Origin of the sequence: Minwuia sp., from assembly GCF_048007105.1 — a bacterium.
Taxonomy (GTDB): Bacteria; Pseudomonadota; Alphaproteobacteria; order Minwuiales; family Minwuiaceae; genus Minwuia.
Genome location: NZ_CP180352.1, coordinates 1,814,379 through 1,830,358, shown reverse-complemented (window position 1 = coordinate 1,830,358; position 15,980 = coordinate 1,814,379). Strand labels below are relative to the sequence as shown.

The window sequence follows — 15,980 nt, the reverse complement described above, 5'->3', positions numbered from 1 at the left end:
GCCGCCGCTCAGACCCGCATCGGCATCAGGACGTACAGCGCGCTGGTGTCCTCGGGATCGCGGATGATGGTCGGCGCCGCCGAGTCCGAAAGCTCGAAACGGGCGCTGTCGCCGTCGATCTGCCCGGCGATCTCCATCAGATAGCGCGAGTTGAAGCCGATCTCCATGGCCGGCGCATCGTAGGAGACCGCAATCTCCTCGGTGGCGCTGCCGGCATCGGGGCTGTTGGCGGACAGCACCAGGCGCTCGCCCTCCATGGCCAGCTTCACGGCACGGGACTTCTCGGTCGAAATGGTGGAGACGCGGTCGACGGCGCTGGAGAAGACCTTCGAGTCGACGTCCAGATACTTGTCGTTGCCGGTCGGGATCACCCGCTCGTAGTCGGGGAAAGAGCCGTCGATCAGCTTCGAGGTCAGCACCGTGCGGCCGACACTGAAGCGGATCTTGGTGTCGCTGACGGACAGGCCCACCATGTCCTCGCTGTCGGCCAGCAGCCGGTGGATCTCGCCGATCGCCTTGCGCGGGACGATAACGCCGGGCAGCTTCTCCGACCCCGCCGGCGCCTCGATCTCGAAGCGGGCCAGCCGATGCCCGTCGGTCGCGACGGCGCGCAGCAGGCTGCCGTCCTCGCTGGCGTGCAGGTAGACGCCGTTAAGATAGTAGCGGGTTTCCTCGGTCGAGATGGCGAAACGGGTGCGCTCGACAAGGCGGCGCAGCACCGACGACTTCATCTCGAAGCTGTGCGGCAGATCATCGTCCTCGATGGTCGGGAAATCCTCGTTCGGCAGGCAGGCCAGCGCAAACTCCGAGCGGCCGGAGCGCAGCGACAGCCGCCGCCGCTCGGTCTCCAGCGTCAGTTCGACGTCGGCGCCGTCGGGCAGCTTGCGGACGATGTCGTAGAGCGTGTGCGCCGGCGCGGTGGCGGTGCCCGGCGTGTCGACGGTGGCGTCGTTCTCCTCGACCACCGACAGCTCCAGATCCGTCGCCCGGAACCGTACGGATGTGCCCGCAGCCTCGATCTGCACATGGCTCAGGATCGGGATCGTGTTGCGCCGTTCGACGACGCTCTGGACATGACCGAGCGAGGACAGCAGGGCAGCGCGTTCGATGGTGAGTTTCATCAGGTAATCCGGTTCGAAAGGATCGGTTGGGCGGCCGGCGCGACAAAGCCGTCCGGAGCCGTGTTTTATAGCACGGCGCGTCCACGATTCGCCAACGATTACCTAGCTTTCCGGCGGGCCGGGCGTCCCCGGGACGGGTCCGGGCGGCTCAGTTGGAGAGCGCGGCCTCCAGCAGACGCACATCCTCGGCCAGGCTGGGGTCGTCCTGGATCAGTTCCTCGATCCGGCGGACGCCGTGCAGCACGGTCGTGTGGTCGCGATTGCCGAATTTCCGGCCGATTTCGGGGAAGGACCGCGTGGTCAGCTTCTTGGCCAGATACATGGCCACCTGGCGCGGCCGGGCGACAGCGCGGGCGCGGCGGCTGGACGACATCTCGGTGACCTTGATCGAGAAGTGCTCGGCCACCTTCTTCTGGATCTCGTCGATGGTGATCTGCCGGGCGTTGGCGCGGAGCAGATCGGTCAGCACCTCCTGCGCCAGCTCCAGCGAGATCTTGCGGCCCATCAGTTCGTGATGGGCGACGATGCGCTTCAGCGCGCCCTCCAGTTCGCGGACATTGGAGGTGATGCGGTGCGCCAGAAAGCGGATGACGTCATCCGGCACCTCGACATGCGGGTTCAGCGCCGCCTTCTGTTCCAGGATGCCAACTCGCAACTCGAAGTCGGTCGGATGGATGTCGGCGACGAGGCCCCAGCCGAGGCGGGAGCGGATACGCTCCTCCATGCCATCTAGGTCCGAAGGCGAGCGGTCGGCGGAGATCACCACCTGGTGCTTGCGGTCCACCAGCTCGTTGAAGGTGTGGAAGAACTCCTCCTGGGTGGAATCCTTGTCGGAGAAGAACTGCAGGTCGTCGATCATCAGCACGTCGACCGAGCGGAACTGTTCCTTGAAGGCGACGGTGTCCTTGAACCGGACCGCGCGGATGAAGTGGTACATGAACTTCTCGGCCGAGAGATACATGACCTTCCGGTCCGGGCGCTGGCTGACGATGTGCCAGGCGATGGCCTGCATCAGATGCGTCTTGCCCAGCCCGACGCCGGAATAGAGGAACAAGGGATTGAAGGCCACGTCGTCGGACTCGGCCACGCGCCGGGCGGCGGCATAGGCCAGTTCGTTCGCCTTGCCGACGACGAAATTGTCGAAGGTGAGCTTGTCGTCGAGCGTGTTGACCACGGAGGCGCTCTCGTCGGCGATGCGGGCCTCGGCCACGGCGTGCCGGGCGGCCGCGGGCGCCGGCTGCTCGGCAGGCGCAGCGCTGCTCGCTGCTGCCGTGTCGCTGTTGGCGCGGCGCGGCGTATCCGCAGTCAGCGACGCCTCGATCACCACGTCGTCGATATGCGGCATGTCGCGGCGGAACTCGGCCAGCAGGATCTGCCGGTAGTGAGTCTTGATCCAGTCGCGCATGAAACCGGTTGGTGCCAGCAGCACCACACGGCGACCGTCCAGTGGCGCAATGCGCAGGGGCCGCATCCAGCTGTTGAAGGCATTGGTCCCGATCTGCCCGCGGACCCGCTCGCCCACCTGGGCCCAGAGCATCACGGAAGCTTCATCGGCGGCGTTCGCGTCATCATCTGTCGAAAACTGTACTTCGTTGACCGGATGACGATCCAATCGAACCTCCCCCTCATCATGCGTCGGCACCCAAATGAATCCGAACAGACAATAAAATTCTGCTTCGGCAGGTGAAGTCACCGACCCAAATACTGGACTTGCCTCAATTATTTACATTGCAAGAGGCGTGAGATTACGAAGAAACCGAGGAAAATTTATTGTTTTCACCAGTCTCGTCTGGCGTCTCTCCGCGTTGCCTCCCTCTCGCAGGGCGGACTTTAGATCGGGCCGCCCCTCTGCCGCAATGGGGAAAATGTGCATCGCCGGGGGCCGTTGGGAATATTTTCCTCAGGCCGGATTTTGGCTGTTGATTCGCTTGCGAATCGTGAAATCAACACCGTGTAAGAAAAATTTCACAACAAAAATGGCGTTCCGACCTGTTGTCGAAACGCCACTCTGCAACCCGTCGCGGATGCGCGGGTAACCGTGTCAGGCGGAGGCCAGAGCCTTCACCCGCGCATTCAGGCGCGCGACCTTCCGCGCGGCCATGTTGCGCTTCACGATGCCCTTCTGGGCGGCCGTGTCGATCTCGCTCTGCGCGATCTTCAGCGCGGCCATCGCCTCGGTGTGGTCGCCGCCCGCGATCGCGGTCTCGACCCTCTTCACATAGGTGCGCATGCGGCTGCGCCGGGCCACGTTGCGCGCGGTGCGCTTTGCATCCTGGCGGATGCTCTTCTGGGAAGATTTGATGTTCGCCATTGTACGTCCGGATCTGTCTCGGTCGGTGAAATTCGAAGGCGCGCTTATAGTCGGGGATACCGCCAGCGTCAAGCGTTGCGGCGACGCGCGGGGATCATGCCTCAGCCCACGGCAGCCGCGGCTCTCAGCGCCGCAATCTCGTCCGACGAGAGCCCCGCTTCGGCGAGGATTTCGTCGGTGTGCTCGCCCAGCGCCGGCGCGCCCCGGCGGTATTCGGGTTCGGTGCCCTCGAAGCGGGCCGCGGTGCGCGTCTGACGCAGCCGCCGGCCACAGGATGATCGTGCTCGCGCAGGATTTCGCTGGCCAGCACCTGCGGGTGTTCGATCACGTCCTTGCGGTGCAGGACCGGGGCGCAGGGCACGCCCGCCGCCTCCAGCGTCTCCAGCAGGTCTCCGGTCGTGCGGTCGATCAGCACCGACTGGATCAGTTCCAGCCGCGCGTCGATGTTGAGATCCCGCAACTCGGTGGTCGCGAAACGCTCGTCGTCGATCCATTCCGGATGAGCCATGACCTTGCAGAAGGCCTGCCACTGCGGATTGGTCATCACGGCGACCGACATGTAGCCGTCCTTCGTCTGGTAGATCAGGTCGATGAAACTCGCCGCCCGCTGCTGCGTGATTTCCTTGCCGACATAGGTCTGGGCGCCCATGTCCGAGGACCACAGGAAGGCCAGCACCGAGTTCGAGCATGGAGACGCGGACATGCTGCCCCGCGCCGGTCCGGGCCTGGGCCAGCAGCGCCGCCGTGATCGCCTGGCTGGCCGTCACCGCGGTCAGCTTGTCGGGCACGATGGTCCGGATCAGGCGCGGCCGCTGCTCGTCGGAACCGCCCTGCACCGAGGCCAGTCCCGAGAGAGCCTGCACGATGGGATCGTAGACCGGCTTGCCGGCCCAGGGTCCGCGCTCGCCGAAGCCGGAGATCGAGACATAGACGATGTCGCCGCGGACCGCCTTCATGTCCTCGTAGCCGACGCCCAGGCGCTCGACCACGCCGGGGCGGAAGTTCTGGACGACCGCGTTGCAGGTGGCCGCGATGCGCTTCAGCGCCGCCACGCCGTCGGGCGACTTCAGGTCGATGGCGATGGAGCGCTTGTTGCGGTTGTTGTTCAGAAAGCTGGCCGACATGCCATTCTGCTTGTTGCCGGCATGACGGGTGAAATCGCCGGCGCCCGGCGTCTCCACCTTGATCACGTCGGCGCCCTGATCGGCCAGCATCATGGTGCCGAAAGGCCCCGAGATAACGGCGCTCAGATCCAGAATGCGAATACCGTCCAGCGGTCCGGCCATGACGTCCCCCTATGTCTCGCGTGCTGCGCGCCGCTGCCGGCAGGCGTCGCCAAATGCCCGGAAGATCGCGGCGTGCACCGGAAACTCGGCCGGCGCATATTCGGCGTGCCACTGCACACCCAGAGCAAAGGCCTTGGAGTCCCTTACCGAAACCGCCTCGATGGAGCCGTCGGCGGCCGTCGCCTCGACCATCAGGCGGTCGGCGACCCGCTTGACGCCCTGGCCGTGCAGACTGTTGACCTTCACTTCCTTCGCCCCGTCCAGGATCTGCGACAGCAGGCTGCCGCGTCGGATGGCGATGCCGTGCCGGGGCGCAAGCTGCACCTCCATCGGCTCCTCGCGCCAGCGCCAGCGGCGGTGGTCGAACTTGCCCGGCGCATCCTTGAGGTGCTGCCAGAGCGAGCCGCCCAGCGCGACGTTCATTTCCTGGATGCCGCGGCAGATGCCCAGCAGGGGCACACCCTGCTCGACGGTCTCGCGCACCAGCGCCATTGCCGTCGCATCGCGCCCGGGATCGCGCTCGCCGCTCTCGGGCTCTTCCTCTTCGCCATAGAGGTGCGGCTGCATGTTGGAGGCGCCGCCGGTGAGGCAGACGCCGTCCAGCGTGGAAACGAGGTCGGCGATCGCACCGACATCCTCCAGCGCCGGGATCATCACCGGCGTCGCGCCGGAGAACTCGAGCACGGAGGACACGTAGTACTGCGCCACGCCATGCAGGTAGAAATGCTCCATCGCCCGCGTGTTGGCGGCGATTCCCACCAGCGGACGGCGCGTGCTCAACGTTCGGTATCCCAGGGCGCCTTCGGCTCTTCGTAGCGGAAGGCGTTGGGCGGCAGGTCGCCGTTGACCGCCAGATTGGTCAGCGCCACGGTCGTGGTCTGATCCTGCTGGTCGGTCAGTTCCCAGCCGATCAGGCGCATCGGCCCGGTAAGGAAGTGAAAGCGGATGGAGCCCTGATCGGCGCGGTCCGGATCGCGCAGGCGGAAGCGGAGTTCGCCGCCGCCGGCCTCGACCTCGTCGATGATGGCGTCCTTCTCCAGATCGATGTCCTTGCGCACCAGCCAGGCCAAGGGCGTATCGGACAGCGGCCACTGGGTCAGCTGGCCAACCTCGTAGTCGATGAAGCTGACAAGGCTGCCGTCGGAGATCAGGACGACCTTCGAGGGCGGCGCGTACTGGAACCGGATCAGGCCCGGCCGCCGCATCAGCAGTTCGCCCTGCGCGCGGGCGCCGCTCTCGGCCTGCTGCACGAAATCGGCCTGCACCGTGCGGATGGATTGCAGATAGTCCTCGGCCATGCCGACGGCCGAACTTTCGGCGTCGGTCAGGGCGAAGGCGGGGGCCGCAGCCAGAAACGCGGCAACGAACGCGGCTGCTCTAGAAATCACTGATGATGCCCTTCTTCTCCCAGTCACCGTACCGGGTCGGCTCCGGGCCGTCGCGGCCGTCGACCTCGCCATCGGCCTGGCTCAGCTTGTGCGCCGCCTTCTTGCGGCGCAGCTTGCCGTCCTCGGTTTCCTCGAACCCTTCGGTATCGTCGGACTTCTTTTCGGTGTCGTTCATCGGTTCCGGCGCTTGCGGTGATAGCTGATGATCTTAAATAACGGAGACTTCTGCCCCTTCAACCGTAACCGAATATGAACTACGCGCGAACCGCCCTGCTTCTGGCCGCGATGACGGCAATCATGCTCACCGCCGGCTTCCTGATGGGTGGCCAGGGCGGTTTGATGATCGCGCTGGTCATTGCCATTGCAATGAACGCGTTCTCCTACTGGAACGCGGACAAGATCGTGTTGCGCATGTACGGCGCGAAAGAAGTCGACGGCCGCAGCGCCCCCGAGTTCTTCACCCTGGTGGAGAATCTGGCCCGCCGTGCGGATATGCCGACACCGAAGGTCTACATCATCGATACCGACCAGCCGAACGCCTTCGCGACCGGCCGCAGCCCGGAACGGGCCGCGGTGGCGGCGACCCGCGGCCTGCTCGATCGATTGACCCGCGACGAGATCGCCGGGGTCATGGCGCACGAGCTGGCGCATGTGAAGAACCGCGACACGCTCACCATGACGATCACGGCGACGATTGCAGGCGCCATCGGCATGCTGGCCAACTTCGCCATGTTCGCGGGCATGTTCGGCGGCAACAACCGCGACAATCCGCTGGGCGGCATCGGCACCATTCTTGTCGCCCTGCTTGCGCCCGTTGCAGCGATGCTGGTTCAGATGGCGATCAGCCGGACCCGCGAATATTCCGCCGACCGGGCCGGCGCGGAGATCTGCGGCAACCCGCTCTGGCTCGCTTCGGCGCTGGAGAAGCTGGAGGCCCATGCCCGCGGCATCGACAACAACCGCGCCGAACGCAATCCGGCGACCGCGCATCTGTTCATCGTCAATCCGCTGCACGCGCATTCGGTGGACGGCCTGTTCTCGACCCACCCGAAGACCGCCGAGCGCGTCCGCCGCCTGCGCGCCATGGCCAGCGAAATGCCGGTCCGCCGGGAAGGCGGCACGTCGGTTCCCGTCACCGAGGGCAGTGGCCCGCAACGCGGTCCGTGGGGTTGAGCGGCCCGCACACCGCCCGCGCCGCAGCACTCGACGCGCTGGGACGCATCCTCGACCGGGGACAGGCGCTTGACGAGGCGCTTGACGCCGTCGCGAAGCCGCTGGAAGCGCGGGAACGCGCCTTCTGCCGCGCCATCGTGCTGGCGTCGCTCCGCCACAAGGGCTCCATCGAGTTCCTGATGGCCCGCTACCTCTCACGGCCTCTGCCGAAATCGGGACGCACCGCCCATCTCGCCCTTCTGTCAGGCGCCGCGCAGCTGCTGTTCGTCGGCAGCCCGCCCCACGCGGTGGTCAACGAACAGGTCGGCCTGCTGCCCGGCAACAGCAAGTTCCGGGGTGTCGTGAACGCCATTCTCCGCCGCTTCGACAATGCCGGCCGGACAGCGATGGCCGATCCCAAGGTGCGCCAGCGCGATCTGCCGGGCTGGCTCTGGCAGCGCTGGAAGGCGGCCTACGGCGCCGAGCGCACCATGGCCATCGGCACGTCATTGTCGGAGGACGGTGTGCCGCTCGACCTGACGGTCCGGGCGGATGCCGATGGCTGGGCCGAGCGGCTGGGCGGCGTAGCGCTTCCGACAGGGTCCGTGCGGCTCCGCGACAGTGGCAATGTCGCGGATCTTGACGGATACGACGACGGTGCCTGGTGGGTACAGGACGCCGCTGCAGCCCTGCCGGCGCGTCTGCTCGGCGACGTCCGGGGCCTGCGCGTGCTCGACGCCTGCGCCGCACCCGGCGGCAAGACGGCGCAACTGGCATCCGCAGGCGCCCTGGTGACCGCGCTCGACCGTTCGGCCGGGCGTCTGACGCGCCTCTCCGAGAACCTCGCCCGGCTCGGCCTCGCCGCCGAAACCGCCATCGCCGACCTGCGCGAGTTCGCACCCACCGAACCCTTCGATGCCATCCTGCTGGACGCGCCCTGCACGGCGACGGGGACACTGCGGCGGCATCCCGACATCGGCTGGAACCGGAGCGAAAGCGACGTGGCTGCGCTCGCGAAGTTGCAGGGCGAACTCCTCGACGCCGCCGCCGGCATGATCCGGCCGGGCGGCACACTGGTCTACTGCACCTGTTCGATGGAACCGGAAGAAGGCGAGGATCAGGCTCGCGCCTTTCTGGAGCGTCAGACCGGTTTCCGGCGAAAGAAGGTCCGGCCGTCCGACCTGGGTCTCGGGAAGGAATCGGTCAGCCGCGACGGCGACCTCCGCACGCTGCCGAGCCACCTGGCCGCAAGCGGCGGGATGGACGGATTCTTCGCCGCCCGGTTCGTCCGCAACTGACGCCCCCGCGCATTGTCGCGGTGCGGCGACTCTGCTAGGGAAACGCGCATGCAGAATCCAATCATCTCGCCGTCGATCCTCTCCGCCGATTTCGCCAATCTGGGAGAAGAGATCCGGCGCATCGACGCGGCCGGGGCCGACTGGATCCATGTCGACGTCATGGACGGCCATTTTGTGCCCAACCTCACCATCGGACCGGCGGTGATCAAGGCGCTGAGGCCGCACACCAACAAGCCGTTCGACGTGCATCTGATGATTGCGCCGGTCGATCCGTTCGTCGAAGCCTATGTCGATGCCGGCGCCGATATCGTGACTGTCCATGCCGAGGCGGGACCGCATCTGCACCGCACGCTGCAGCTGATCCGCTCCTTCGGGGTGAAGGCCGGCGTGTCGCTCAACCCGGCCACGCCCTGGCAGGCGGTCGAACCCGTCATCGGCGATATCGACCTGATCCTGGTCATGAGCGTCAATCCGGGCTTCGGCGGCCAGAAGTTCATCGAGAGCCAGCTGGACAAGATCTCCTCGCTGCGCGGCCTGATCGAGGGCTGCGGCGCGGAGGTGACGCTTGAGGTCGACGGCGGCGTCAACCGCGAGACCGCCGCCCGGGTGATCGAGGCCGGCGCCGATGCTCTGGTCGCAGGTACCGCCGTCTTCTCCGGCGGCCCCGAAGCCTATGCCGGGAACATCGCGGCCCTCAGGTCCGCAGCGCCTTCGGCCGAGGCCGCCGACTGAACGCCGGCGGAGGGGGCGCATGAGCGGGGTCCGCGATCTCGTCTACTCCAGCGCGCTCTACCGCGTGAGCCTGCGCGGCCGGTTCCATCACGGCCTCGCCTTCCAGCCCGACGATCCCTGGCCCGGCAATCCCGAACGCGCCAACGAGCTGTTCCAGGGCACCTATACACTGGGTGGGCAGACCGTGACCGTCGGTGCCAACCCGCCCTGGCGGAACCCCGACGGCGGCGACGCCTGGCGCAGCGAACTGCACGCCTTCAGCTGGCTGCGGCATTTCCGCGAGGCCGGCGGCGATTCCGCGGTCCGCGCCGCGCGGTCGCTGGCCGGCACCTGGCACAGCCACTGCGGCACCTACGACCCCTTCATCTGGCGGCCCGACATCCTCGCCCGGCGGCTGACCAACTGGTGCCTGAACGCCGACCTGCTGATCCGCCACGCCGAACTGACCTATCGCTCGAACATCCTCCGCTCCTTCGGGCGGCAGGCGAAGCATCTCTCCCGCACCGCCGACCAGATGAAATCCGGCGCGGAGGGGATAGCCACGGCCGTCGGGCTGGCGCTGGTCGGCTACTGCCTGCCCGAATCCCGGGCCTACGCCGAGAAGGGCCTGCGCCTGCTGGCGGACCAGCTATCGCGCCAGATCCTGTCCGACGGCGGGCATGTCAGCCGCTCGCCCGAAACTCTGGAGCGGGTGCTCCGCGATCTGGTGCTGCTGAAGCGGGTTATGATGGAGGTCGGCGAGCCCGCGCCGGACGCACTGATCAACGCCATCGACCGGATCACGCCGACCCTGAAGCTCTTCCGTCACGGCGATGGCGGGCTGGCGCTGTTCAACGGCGGCACGGCTGGCGACGCCGACGCCATCGAGATCACCGTCAAGCGCTCCGGGATCCGCGGAAAACCGAATCTCTCCGCGCTCCGCAGCGGCTATGAGCGGCTGCAGGGCGACCGCACGGCTGTGATCTGCGATTTCGGCGGCCCCGATCCGCAGCCGGGAATCGGCCATGCGGGTCTGCTGAGCTTCGAGCTGAGCCATCGCCGGGAGCGCATCGTCGTCAACAGCGGCGCGTCGCGCCCACCGTCGGCGCAATGGCAGGCGGCGCTCGCCTCGACCGCGGCGCATTCGACCCTCACCGTCGACGACACAAATGCCGTGCCGGTGCCCGAGGCCGGCCGCAAGCGCCGCCGCGGCATGGAGACAGAGGCCGTCCGTACCGAATCCGCCGAGGCCACGTGGCTGGACATGAGCCATGACGGCTACCGGCAGGCCTATGGCATCACCCACCGCCGCCGGCTTTATCTGGATGCCGCCGGACGCGACTTCCGCGGCGAGGACACGCTGGAGCCGGCGCCGTCGAAATCGCGCCGCAGTGTCCCCTTCGCCATCCGCTTCCACCTCCATCCCGACGTGCAGGCTGTGCCCTCACAGGGCGGCGATGCGGTGCTGCTGCGCCTGAAATCGGGGCGCGGCTGGCGGTTCCGCATGGCCGGCGCCGAACTGAAGATCGAAGACGGCGTCTATCTGGGCGACGGGCGGCCGCGGAAGACGCGTCAGATCGTCTTGCACGGCGTTCTGGAGCAAGAAGCGCTTGCCGTTCACTGGGCTTTCGGGCTCATAGAAGGGGCTGACGCCTAGCCTCAAAAAATCAGGGAAAAGAAGAAGCCATGTCCGATGACATCATCGCGCCGGGTCGCGCGCTGATTTCCGTTTCCGACAAGTCCGGCCTGGATCAGCTGGGCAAGTTCCTGAAGTCGAAGGACGTCGAGATCCTGTCGACCGGCGGCACCGCCCGCGCGCTTGCCGATCTGGGCTGCGACGTGATCGAGGTGAGCGACCATACCGGATCGCCCGAGATGATGGACGGCCGCGTGAAGACGCTGCACCCGAAGATCCATGGCGGCATCCTTGGCCTGCGCGACGCCGACAGCCACGTGAAGGCCATGAAGGATCACGACATCGCGCCGATCGATCTGGTGGTCATCAATCTCTACCCGTTCGAGAAGACCGTGGCCGCCGGCGCCGACCGCGCGACCGCGATCGAGAACATCGACATCGGCGGCCCGGCGATGATCCGCTCGGCGGCGAAGAACCACCGTTTCGTCGCCGTGGTGACGGACCCGGCCGACTATGGCGCCCTGATCGAGGAATGGCGCAATCAGGGCGGCCTGAGCATGGGGTTCCGTGAGGAACTGGCCGCCAAGGCCTATGCCCGGACCGGCGCCTACGATTCGGCGATCACCGCCTGGTTTGCCGGCCAGTCCGACAGGATGCCCTCCAGGCTGGGCATCGCCGCCGGACCGGCGCGCGAACTGCGCTATGGCGAAAACCCCCACCAGATCGCCGCCTTTTACCCCAGCGGCGATGTCCGGCCCGGCGTCGCCAGCGCCCGGCAGATCCAGGGCAAGGCGCTCAGCTACAATAATCTCAACGACACCGACGCCGCCTACGAACTGGTCGCCGAGTTCGATCCGAAGGAGACCGCGGCGGTCGCCATCATCAAGCACGCCAACCCCTGCGGCGTTGCGGTCGGCAAGACCGCGGCCGAGGCCTATGAGCGCGCGCTGGCCTGCGATCCGGTGAGCGCCTTCGGCGGCATCATCGCGCTGAACCGTCCGCTTGAGGCCGACACGGCCGAGAAGATCACCGAGATCTTCACCGAAGTCATCATCGCCCCCGGCGCCTCCGAAGCCGCGATCAAGGTGGTGGCGAAGAAGAAGAATCTTCGCCTGCTGCTGACCGACGGCCTGCCCGACCCGGCTGCAGCCGGCCTGTCCTTCAAGGCGCTGGCCGGGGGCGTTCTGGCGCAGAGCCGCGACAATGGCCGCATTACCGCCGCCGACGTGAAGGTGGTGACGAAGCGTGCGCCGAGCGAGCAGGAGATGGCCGATCTGATCTTCGCCTTCCGGGTCGCCAAGCATGTGAAGTCCAACGCCATCGTCTACGTCCGCGGCGGCCGCACCGTCGGCGTCGGCGCCGGTCAGATGAGCCGGGTCGATTCCGCCCGCATCGCCGCCCGCAAGGCCGAGGATGCGCGCGAGGCCGCCGGCGACAGCGACGGCTGGACGAAGGGGTCGGTCGTGGCGTCCGACGCCTTCTTCCCGTTCGCCGACGGCCTGATGGCGGCGGTCGAGGCCGGCGCGACGGCGGTGATCCAGCCGGGTGGTTCGGTGCGCGACGACGAGGTCATCGCCGCCGCCGACGAGGCCGGTCTGGCCATGGTCTTCACCGGCATGCGGCACTTCAGACATTGAGCGAAATGGCAGGCCGGCCATGACGAACGGGCGCTTGTGATGGGGCGTCCGGTCCGGCTTGGCTGGCACGCATGAAGCTCTCCCCGACATTGGCCGGCGCGGCGCTGGTGGTCCTGTCCACCATGGGCTTCTCGGTCATGCACGCCATGATCCAGTATCTCGGCGCGCAGGGGCTGCACGGCTTCGAGATCGCCTTCTTCCGCAACCTGTTCGGCATCTTCGCGCTGGCGCCGATCATCCTCCAGCACGGTCTGGAGCCCTTCCGGACCAGCAAGCTGAAGCTGCATTTCATGCGCGCGGCGGTGAATGCTGCGGCGATGCTGATGTTCTTCTACGGCATCACCACGGGCATCGCGCTCGGACTCGTTCAGGCGCTCAGCTTCACGGCGCCGCTGTTCACCTCGCTGCTGGCGGTGCTGTTCCTGGGCGAGAAGATGCGGGTGCACCGCTGGACGGCGCTGTTCGTCGGCTTCGTCGGCACGCTGGTGATCCTCCGCCCCGGTGTCGCCGAGATTCCGCCGGGCGCGATCTATCTGCTGGCGGCCGCGATGATGTGGGGCATCGCGATGACCATCATCAAGCGCCTGACAGCGACCGATTCCGCCATCACCATTTCGCTCTACATGGTCATCATGCTGACGCCGATCTCCGGCATCGCGGCAGCCTTCGTCTGGGTCTGGCCGACCTGGGAGCAGTTCGCCTGGCTGGTGGCCATCGGCATCATAGGCACCTTCTCGCAGCTCGCCTTCGCCCAGGCCTTCCGACTGGCGGACGCCACGGCGGTGCTTCCGTTCGACTTCACCAAGCTGATCTGGAGCGCGATGCTGGGCTGGATCTTCTTCGCCCAGGTGCTGGACGTCTGGGTCTGGGTCGGCGCCATCATGATCTTCTGCGGCGGCTTCTACATCGCCTTCAGGGAACGTAAGCTGAAAGGCGAACCGCCGCCGGTCCGGGAGCCCCTGCGCCCGGTCTGAGACGCAGGCGGCGCTGGAGGGGAGGCCAGTGGATGACCGATTATGAACGCCCCTATGCCGGGCTGAAGGTGCTCGACATCAGCCAGGGCGTGGCGGGCCCGCATGCCGGCATGCTGCTGGCGCTCTATGGCGCCGACGTGGTCAAGGTCGAGCCGCCGGCCGGCGACTGGATCCGCCCCATCGGCGTGACCCATGGCGACCACTCGGCGCATGGCGTCTACTACTCTCGCGGCAAGCGCTCCATCGCGCTGGACATCCGCACCGATGCCGGCCGCGATGTCGTGCTGAAGCTGGCGGCGGACGCGGACGTCATGATCGAGAGCAACCGTCCCGGCGTCGCCGACCGGCTGGGCATCGGCTACGAGGCCATCCGCGCGATCAATCCCGGGGTGATCTACCTCTCGGTGAGCGGCTTCGGCCAGACCGGCCCCTATGCCGACCGCGCCTGCACGGACACCGTGGCGCAGGCCTTCTCCGGCATGATGAGCATCAACCGCGGCAGCGACGACGGGCCGGTGAAGTTCGGCGCGGTGATCGTCGACTCCGTCACCGGCCTCTACGCCTATCAGGCCGTGGCCACCGCGCTCTACGCCCGCCGGGACGGCGGCAAGGGCCGGCATGTCGACGTCAGCCTGATGCAGGGCGCGGCGGCGATCCTGGCGCCGAAGATCCTGGAGGCGCATCTGCAGGGCGGCCCGCCGGTGGCGTTCAATCCGCCCGCCGGAAACTTCGAGACGCTGGACGGCTGGATCGCGGTGACGCTGGTCCGCAACGAGGAGTTTCACAAGACCTGCCGCCTGATCGGCCTGCCGGAACTGGCCGAGGACCCGCGCTATGCCAGCTTCGCCAGCCGCGGACAGCACCTGAAGCCGCTGATGGCGGCGCTGCGGGCGAAGTATCGGGAGAAGACGACCGACGCCTGGCTGGCGCTGCTGAAGCCTGAGGGAATCCTCTGCGACAAGGTCAACGACTTCAATGACTGGCTCGCCGACCCGCATGTCCAGGCTGTCGATGCCGCCAAGGCCGCGGACCAGCCTGATGTCGGGGAGAGCCCGCTGGCCCGGGTGCCCGGCGCACTGCTCGCGCCGGCGGATGTCGGCCACGCGCCGCGCATCGGCGAGCAGGGCCGGGAGATCCTGGCCGGGCTGGGATTCGGCGAGGCCGAGATCACAGCCATGGCCGGAAGTGGCGCGGTGAAGCTGCCGGACTGACGAGGGAGACAGACATGACCGGATTCGACCCGGCCCAGCACCGCATGTGCGAGCCGTCCTATTTCGAGGATCTGGAGGTCGGCCAGACCTTCTACATCAATTCCCGCACCCAGACGGACGCGTTGTTCGCGGCGTTCCAGCTGGCCTCGGGCGACAATCACCCGATCCACTACGACGAGGAATACTGCAAGCGCCATGGCCATCGCGGCCTGCTCGCCCACGGGCTGCAGGTGATGGCGCAGACGGCGGCCGGCGCAGGCATCTTCCCCCATGTCGTCGGCGAGGCGCTGGTCGCCTTCATCGAGGCGTCGGCGAAGTTCAAGGGACCGGTCTACGCAGGCGACACGCTCTATCCGCAGCTCGAGATCACCGAGAAGAAGGCCGGCCGGACGACGGGCACCGTCACCTGCCGCGCCACAGTGCACAACCAGGACGGCGATCTGGTGCTGGAGGGCGAGCACAAATACCTGATCCGCAAACGTCATCCGGAGGCCAAGACATGAGCAACGTTCTCTACGAGGTCCGCGACGGGATCGCGATCATCACGCTGAACCGCCCGGAGAAGCTCAACGCCCTGTCGATCGAACTCGGTCACGAACTGGCTGCGGCCTGGGAACGGTTCCAGTCCGGCCCGGAACGCGCGGCCATCCTGACCGCTGCCGGCGACCGCGCCTTCTCGGTCGGCGCCGACCTCACCGACCCGCCGGAGATCTGGCCGTTTGCGCCCGGCGTCGGCGTGCATGTCGACAAACCGGTGGTTGCCGCGGTCAACGGCCTCTGTGTCGGCGGCGCCTTCATTCTGGTCCAGTTCTGCGATCTCTGCGTCATGTCCGAGACCGCGACCTTCGTCTATCCGGAAGCGAAGATCGGCCTGACCGGCGGGCTGATCACGTCGCTGGCGGCCCGGATGCCGCACAAGCTGGCGATGGAGTTCATGATGGTCGGCGAGCCGATGACCGCGCAGCGCGCCTACGAGGCCGGGCTGGTCAATCAGATCACGGCGCCGGACGCCCTGATGGACGCGGCGATGGACTATGCGACGAAGCTGGCCGGTCTGGCGCCGATGGTGCTGAGCACGATCAAGCGCCATGTCGCCGAAGTGCTGCCGAAGGGGCCGTCGGAGAAGGCCGGCATCGCGCGGCGCGACCTGCAGGCGGTCCGCGAGTCCGACGATTTCCGCGAAGGCACCACGGCTTTCCGCGAGAAGCGGCCGCCCCAGTTCAAGGGAAAGTAGGACCTGCCGAGGAGGGAATCC

The 15,980-nt window shown here is 67.1% G+C and carries 16 protein-coding genes and 1 pseudogene; 9 read left to right on the top strand and 8 right to left on the bottom strand.

What is annotated here, in order from left to right; translation table 11 throughout:
• Positions 1–8 precede the first annotated feature (8 nt).
• The 8 genes and pseudogenes from dnaN to ACMVY4_RS08830 form a co-directional block, all read right to left on the bottom strand.
• Positions 9–1,121, bottom strand: coding sequence for a DNA polymerase III subunit beta (gene dnaN / locus ACMVY4_RS08865; protein WP_416899798.1), 1,113 nt, complete (start codon positions 1,119–1,121; stop codon positions 9–11).
• A gap of 148 nt (positions 1,122–1,269) precedes the next feature.
• Entirely contained in the window at positions 1,270–2,658 is a 1,389-nt protein-coding gene (gene dnaA / locus ACMVY4_RS08860; protein WP_416899797.1) for a chromosomal replication initiator protein DnaA, read from the bottom strand.
• Positions 2,659–3,162: 504 nt separating this feature from the next.
• Positions 3,163–3,432, bottom strand: coding sequence for a 30S ribosomal protein S20 (rpsT, locus tag ACMVY4_RS08855; RefSeq protein ID WP_416899796.1), 270 nt, complete (start codon positions 3,430–3,432; stop codon positions 3,163–3,165).
• Between the two features lie 124 nt (positions 3,433–3,556).
• Entirely contained in the window at positions 3,557–4,081 is a 525-nt protein-coding gene (locus tag ACMVY4_RS08850) for a CoA transferase (protein WP_416900283.1), read from the bottom strand.
• A gap of 40 nt (positions 4,082–4,121) precedes the next feature.
• Positions 4,122–4,718 (bottom strand): annotated as a pseudogene (locus ACMVY4_RS08845) (CaiB/BaiF CoA transferase family protein); the annotation flags it as partial.
• A gap of 9 nt (positions 4,719–4,727) precedes the next feature.
• Positions 4,728–5,498 carry a gamma-glutamyl-gamma-aminobutyrate hydrolase family protein gene (locus ACMVY4_RS08840; RefSeq protein ID WP_416899795.1) on the bottom strand — a complete coding sequence of 257 codons (771 nt, stop codon included), beginning with the start codon at positions 5,496–5,498 and terminating at the stop codon, positions 4,728–4,730.
• Positions 5,495–6,106, bottom strand: a complete 612-nt coding sequence (locus tag ACMVY4_RS08835) for a LolA family protein (RefSeq protein ID WP_416899794.1) — start codon at positions 6,104–6,106, stop codon at positions 5,495–5,497. Before ACMVY4_RS08835 ends, ACMVY4_RS08840 begins: the two co-directional genes overlap by 4 nt.
• Complete coding sequence (locus tag ACMVY4_RS08830) at positions 6,096–6,281, bottom strand: DUF1674 domain-containing protein (RefSeq protein WP_416899793.1); 186 nt, start codon at positions 6,279–6,281, stop codon at positions 6,096–6,098. The genes ACMVY4_RS08835 and ACMVY4_RS08830 overlap by 11 nt, the downstream gene beginning before the upstream one ends.
• 74 nt (positions 6,282–6,355) lie before the next feature.
• On the opposite strand from ACMVY4_RS08830, the gene htpX reads away from it, so the two are divergent.
• From htpX to ACMVY4_RS08785, 9 genes are all read left to right on the top strand, one after another.
• Positions 6,356–7,279, top strand: coding sequence for a zinc metalloprotease HtpX (htpX, locus tag ACMVY4_RS08825; RefSeq protein ID WP_416899792.1), 924 nt, complete (start codon positions 6,356–6,358; stop codon positions 7,277–7,279).
• Positions 7,270–8,556 carry an RsmB/NOP family class I SAM-dependent RNA methyltransferase gene (locus ACMVY4_RS08820; RefSeq protein ID WP_416899791.1) on the top strand — a complete coding sequence of 429 codons (1,287 nt, stop codon included), beginning with the start codon at positions 7,270–7,272 and terminating at the stop codon, positions 8,554–8,556. The genes htpX and ACMVY4_RS08820 overlap by 10 nt, the downstream gene beginning before the upstream one ends.
• A gap of 48 nt (positions 8,557–8,604) precedes the next feature.
• Entirely contained in the window at positions 8,605–9,288 is a 684-nt protein-coding gene (gene rpe, locus ACMVY4_RS08815) for a ribulose-phosphate 3-epimerase (protein WP_416899790.1), read from the top strand.
• A 19-nt stretch (positions 9,289–9,307) separates the two neighbouring features.
• Positions 9,308–10,924, top strand: coding sequence for a heparinase II/III family protein (locus ACMVY4_RS08810; RefSeq protein WP_416899789.1), 1,617 nt, complete (start codon positions 9,308–9,310; stop codon positions 10,922–10,924).
• A gap of 29 nt (positions 10,925–10,953) precedes the next feature.
• Positions 10,954–12,540, top strand: coding sequence for a bifunctional phosphoribosylaminoimidazolecarboxamide formyltransferase/IMP cyclohydrolase (gene purH, locus ACMVY4_RS08805; RefSeq protein WP_416899788.1), 1,587 nt, complete (start codon positions 10,954–10,956; stop codon positions 12,538–12,540).
• A gap of 71 nt (positions 12,541–12,611) precedes the next feature.
• Positions 12,612–13,514 carry a DMT family transporter gene (locus ACMVY4_RS08800; protein WP_416899787.1) on the top strand — a complete coding sequence of 301 codons (903 nt, stop codon included), beginning with the start codon at positions 12,612–12,614 and terminating at the stop codon, positions 13,512–13,514.
• Between the two features lie 32 nt (positions 13,515–13,546).
• Complete coding sequence (locus ACMVY4_RS08795) at positions 13,547–14,725, top strand: CaiB/BaiF CoA transferase family protein (protein WP_416899786.1); 1,179 nt, start codon at positions 13,547–13,549, stop codon at positions 14,723–14,725.
• A gap of 14 nt (positions 14,726–14,739) precedes the next feature.
• The gene (locus ACMVY4_RS08790; protein ID WP_416899785.1) at positions 14,740–15,228 is read left to right on the top strand and encodes a MaoC family dehydratase; all 489 of its coding nucleotides are present in this window, start codon (positions 14,740–14,742) and stop codon (positions 15,226–15,228) included.
• On the top strand, positions 15,225–15,959 hold the full coding sequence (locus ACMVY4_RS08785; protein WP_416899784.1) for an enoyl-CoA hydratase/isomerase family protein: 735 nt from the start codon (positions 15,225–15,227) through the stop codon (positions 15,957–15,959). The genes ACMVY4_RS08790 and ACMVY4_RS08785 overlap by 4 nt, the downstream gene beginning before the upstream one ends.
• Positions 15,960–15,980 lie beyond the last annotated feature (21 nt).